We start from the raw sequence: 1,675 nt of genomic DNA on the forward strand, positions 1-1,675 counted from the left end.
GTCAGCTACGACGCAGACCTCTACAAAGAGCGGAACACCGTCGAGCGCCTGATCAACAAGCTCAAGGCCTGGCGAGGCATCGCCACTCGCTACGACAAATCACCCGAGAGCTACCTCGCCGGCGTCCGGTCGGGGGGCGGTCCCCCGACCGCACGACACGCGAACATGGCGGCAGGATCGAGAAAGGACGATATTTCATGAAGATCGTTAATTCTATCCGGAGGCGGGTAGCGGATAAGCGCGATCGGCGGGCGGTGTTGGAAGCCATGGCACGATGTGGATCACGGATTGGTCCCTCAGGGGCGGTAAGTCCGGGTGACTTCGTGAACCTGCAGGTCACAGGGATGTGACGTGACGTACTTTCAGTACGGCAATGGCGTGTGCAACGAAGCTCCGATGACCAAGGGGAACTGCCAACTCACCCTCTGATCACGAGAGCTCCGTGCCGTCAGCCTGCCACTGTCTGTCTGTTCAAACCGCCCCTCGTGTGAAAGACGTGAAATTCCCGGCCCGACGGACCAGCTGGCCGTCCTGCCCGATCCGCATGATCTGCGGGGAAGGCGTCATGCCCTCGCTTCGGTGTTGCTGACTGCCGCGTGCGCGGTGCTGGCCGGGGCTCGTTCCTATCTGGCCATAGGGCAGTGGGCCCACCGGCGCCGCAGGACACCCTCGCCCGCCTGGGGTTTCATGCGCGCGGACCCCTCAGGATGCGCCGTCCGGCCTCGGTGCTCCACTGTGCGCCGGGTACTGCTCGGGGTGTGTCACGGCGGGCTTGCCGACCTTCTCGGAGACGGCCCGGCCGGCACTGAGTCGGTCGCGGTGGATGGCAAGACCGCCCGCGGCTCGCGTACCGATACCGTCCCGCCCACCTGCTGTCCGCCGTCACGGCCGCCGACCGCACCGTAAGCCAGCTGTGGGTGCCGAACAAGGCCAACGAGATCACCGGCTTAACCGCCCTGTTGGCCCCGTTCGACCTGACCGGCACCGGGGTGAGTGCTGATGCCCTGCACACCCAGCGCGAGCACACAAAAAGGCTGGTGGGGGATCCGTGATCGGTGTGCATCGCCGCTCCGGCCAAGCTCCCGTGGGTCGGCTCGGCGGCCGCCAGGGCGGCGGTGACGAGCTCGGTTCGCATGTGATCGGCGATCACCCGCCCGGCCGGGCGGCGTGAGGCGAGGTCGATGACGGTCGCGAGGTAGAGCGGCTTCGCGCCGCTGCCCAACCCCGAGCACTCCATCACCTCGATCGCCAAGATGCTCGGCAGCAGCCCCGGCACCTTCTAGAACCACATCCCCGACCTACGCGAACTGCGCGCCAGCCGCATCCCCGCACAGCTCGAAGGCAGAAACCGGTGATCCCAGGCGAGCACCACACCAAGGGCCGCGCCCTCCAACTGGGCGCCGAAGTCCATGGCGAACCCGGCCCCTCCGGCACTTGGACCGATGAAGACGATCAGTAGGACGACGACTGCGACCGGCCAACCCAGATCGCGGAACGTCACGGCGATTACAGAGTGCTACTCGCCACCTGGCGTCAGCTATAGGAGATCTGGGCCAAGTTGCCCGTGAGTTCACAAAAACTGAAGGGTCTTCAGCGGGAACCCGGGGGTTCGTTGCCATGCTGCGAGGGGCTGGACCCGTGGGTTCGTGGTGAAGCCACGGTACTGGCTTCGGCG

At 65.9% G+C, this 1,675-nt stretch carries 2 protein-coding genes and 2 pseudogenes; 3 read left to right on the forward strand and 1 reads right to left on the reverse strand.

What is annotated here, in order from left to right; all coding sequences use genetic code 11:
• The 3 genes and pseudogenes from OTB20_RS42100 to OTB20_RS42105 all read left to right on the forward strand — a co-directional run.
• Nucleotides 1-201: pseudogene (locus OTB20_RS42100) on the forward strand (hypothetical protein); the annotation flags it as partial.
• A 321-nt stretch (nucleotides 202-522) separates the two neighbouring features.
• Complete coding sequence (locus OTB20_RS43110; RefSeq protein ID WP_420716623.1) at nucleotides 523-906, forward strand: transposase family protein; 384 nt, start codon at nucleotides 523-525, stop codon at nucleotides 904-906.
• 11 nt (nucleotides 907-917) lie between these two features.
• Nucleotides 918-1,052 carry a hypothetical protein gene (locus OTB20_RS42105; RefSeq protein WP_267825173.1) on the forward strand — a complete coding sequence of 45 codons (135 nt, stop codon included), beginning with the start codon at nucleotides 918-920 and terminating at the stop codon, nucleotides 1,050-1,052.
• Here the strand turns inward: OTB20_RS42105 and OTB20_RS43115 are convergent.
• A pseudogene (locus OTB20_RS43115) lies at nucleotides 1,043-1,201 on the reverse strand (IS3 family transposase); the annotation flags it as partial. The gene OTB20_RS42105 and the pseudogene OTB20_RS43115 sit on opposite strands and share 10 nt — an antisense overlap.
• Nucleotides 1,202-1,675 lie beyond the last annotated feature (474 nt).

The organism is Streptomyces sp. H27-H1 (genome assembly GCF_026627445.1).
Taxonomy (GTDB): Bacteria; Actinomycetota; Actinomycetes; order Streptomycetales; family Streptomycetaceae; genus Streptomyces.